General features: G+C 68.2%; 3 protein-coding genes and 1 pseudogene. 3 read left to right on the top strand and 1 reads right to left on the bottom strand.

The genetic code is table 11. The features are described from left to right. The 3 genes and pseudogenes from D183_RS24655 to phaR all read left to right on the top strand — a co-directional run. A pseudogene (locus D183_RS24655) lies at nt 1–201 on the top strand (tRNA glutamyl-Q(34) synthetase GluQRS); the annotation flags it as partial. A 62-nt stretch (nt 202–263) separates the two neighbouring features. Continuing rightward, complete coding sequence (locus tag D183_RS0112745) at nt 264–1,004, top strand: beta-ketoacyl-ACP reductase (RefSeq protein WP_017909333.1); 741 nt, start codon at nt 264–266, stop codon at nt 1,002–1,004. A gap of 207 nt (nt 1,005–1,211) precedes the next feature. Next, nucleotides 1,212–1,730 carry a polyhydroxyalkanoate synthesis repressor PhaR gene (gene phaR / locus D183_RS0112750; protein ID WP_017909334.1) on the top strand — a complete coding sequence of 173 codons (519 nt, stop codon included), beginning with the start codon at nt 1,212–1,214 and terminating at the stop codon, nt 1,728–1,730. Nucleotides 1,731–1,910: 180 nt separating this feature from the next. Here the strand turns inward: phaR and D183_RS0112755 are convergent. Next, nucleotides 1,911–2,743 (bottom strand): TraB/GumN family protein (locus D183_RS0112755; RefSeq protein ID WP_017909335.1); only part of this gene is annotated, 833 nt, incomplete at its 5' end.

Raw genomic sequence — 2,743 nt, forward strand, 5'->3', positions numbered from 1 at the left:
GACCCGCTGCCGGCGCTGCGCCTGGCCTGGGCCGCGCTGGGCCAGCCGCCGGCAGCGTTGGCCGGCGTTGGGTCGGTGCCGGCGCTGCTGGCCGCCGCGCTGCGCGCCTTCGATCCGGCGCGGTTGCCGGCACAGGACCGACACGTGGACGATGCGGCGCCAGTCGCGCCGGCTATCCCCAGCGACATCAAGGCTGACTAGAATCGGACCCTGGGCCGCGCCGCGGCCGTCCTTTCCCACCATTTCTATCCGGAGCGACATCCATGACATCACGCGTTGCGCTGGTCACCGGCGGCACCGGCGGCATCGGCACCGCAATCTGCGAGCGGCTGGCCGCGCAGGGCCATCGCGTCGCCAGCAACTACCGCGACCAGGCCAAGGCCCTGGCCTGGCAGCAGCGCATGCGCGAGCGTGGCCACGACGTCGCCATCGTCCCCGGCGACGTCGCCTCGCCCGAACACGCGCAGACCCTGGTGCGTGAGGTCGAACGCCAACTCGGCCCGGTCGAGATCCTGGTCAACAACGCCGGCATCACCCGCGACACCACCTTCCACAAGATGACCGCCGAGCAATGGCACGAAGTCATCAACACCAACCTCAACTCGGTGTTCAACGTCACCCGTCCGGTGATCGAGGGCATGCGCCAGAAGCGTTGGGGGCGGGTCATCCAGATCAGTTCGATCAACGGCCTCAAGGGCCAGTACGGCCAGGCCAACTACGCTGCGGCCAAGGCCGGCATGCACGGCTTCACCATTTCCCTGGCACGCGAGAACGCCAGCTACGGCATCACCGTCAACACGGTCTCACCGGGCTATGTCGCCACCGACATGGTGATGGCGGTGCCGGAGGAAGTGCGCGCCAAGATCGCCGCCGACATCCCCACCGGGCGTCTCGGCAAGCCGGAGGAGATCGCCTACGCCGTGGCGTTCTTGGTCGCCGAAGAGGCCGCGTGGATCACCGGCTCGAACCTGGACATCAACGGCGGCCACCACATGGGGTGGTGATCGGCTGACCGCTCGATCGGCGGCGTTCGCGCGAGGTAACGCTACCCTCGGGCGGCCGTCGTGGGCGGCCTGGCACCCGTTGTTGCGCCGCAAATGTTGCGCAGCATGTTTTTTTTGCTGCACCCGCGTGTTCAGGTACTTTCGGCGGTTGCAAGCCCTGCTGCGCTGCGCCATGCTGCGCGCCTACCGTCACAGAGCGATCGCTTCATGGCTGAGATTCGCATCATCAAGAAGTATCCCAATCGCCGCCTCTACGACACCGAGATCTCCAGTTACATCACCATCGAAGACGTTCGCCAGCTGATCATCGACGGCGAGGAATTCGAAGTCCGCGACGCCAAGACCGGCGAAGACCTCAGCCGCGCGGTCCTGCTGCAGATCATCGCCGACCAGGAACAGGACGGCGAACCGATGCTGTCCACGCAGTTGCTCAGCCAGATCATCCGCTTCTACGGCGACTCGCTGCAGGGCTTCATGGGCAACTACCTGGAGCGCAGCATGCAGGTGTTCCTCGACCAGCAGCAGCAGTTCCGCCAGCAGATGGGCAATCTGCTGGGGCAGACCCCGTGGACCATGATGAACCAGCTCACCGAGCGCAACCTGGAGCTGTGGCAGGAATTCCAGCGCAACCTCGGCGCCGGCTTCGGCCGCCCGGCCGCTGGCGCGGGCACCGGCAAGCCCGGCGAACCGCCAGCCGGCGCCGCACCGAAGTCGCGTCCGCGCTGAGTCCCGCGACCGGGTGAGGTTAGGCGGGGCGCTTCGCGCCCTACCCTCACCCCAACCCCTCTCCCGACGGGAGAGGGGCTCTGGCTCCTCCCTTCTCCCATTGGGACCACGGCCCCCTTTTTGGGGGAAGGTGCCCCGAAGGGGCGGATGAGGGTACGGGCGAAGACTCGCAGGCGTGTGTCAGCGCGACTTCGCCGGCTTGCAGTTCCCGCAGATCCGCTCGACCTTGTAACCACGCGCACGCAGGCCCTCGACCACGCCGTCCGGCCCGAGCAGGTGCAGCGCACCCACCACCACCAGAGTGTCGCCGCCGCCGTCCTTCAGGCGCTGCTCCAAGCGCGGCAGCCAGGCCTGGTTGCGCTCCACGTCGATGCGCTGGTACAGCCGCGGGTAGTCGCGCTTCATCTGCGCGCCGATCTCCTGCCACAGCTGGCGCTCGTCGCCGCGGCGCCAGGCGTCGTGCAGGCGCAGGGTCTGCGCCGCGCCCTGCTCGGCGTCGTCCAGCGCCTCGGTCAGCATCTGCTTCTGCTCCACCGGGTCCATGCCGTCGAGCAGGTCGATCTGCGCCTGCGCGGTCTCCAGACCCTCGGCACTCTTGCCGTCCTGCAAGGCCAGTGTCATGAAATGACGATCCAGCCCGGCATCGGCCTCCAGGCCCTGCGCCTTCATGTCGGCGATGCTGATGCTGAGGCCGACGAACCACGGCTCGAAGCCGCTCATCTGCGCCAGCGGCAGGCCGTGGCCGGCGGCATAGCGGCGCAGCCGCTCCCAGGTCGCCGGGTCCAGATCGTCCTGCAGCCGCTTGCCGTCGTGGCGCTGCGCCGCCTGCAGCATCTGCGCACCCAGCTGCGGCGCATCCACGTCCTTCGGCGCCAGTTCGAACAGCAACCGCGGCGACGCCGCGTAGGCCGCATCGACTTCGCGCGCCAGCGGATAGTCGTCGGCCTTGAGCATGTGGAACGAGCCCAACAGGTACAGCGTGCCGCGCGGGCCGCTGACCTTCCACAACAGCG

Origin of the sequence: Xanthomonas sp. SHU 199, from assembly GCF_000364665.1 — a bacterium.
GTDB classification, from domain to species: Bacteria; Pseudomonadota; Gammaproteobacteria; order Xanthomonadales; family Xanthomonadaceae; genus Xanthomonas_A; species Xanthomonas_A sontii.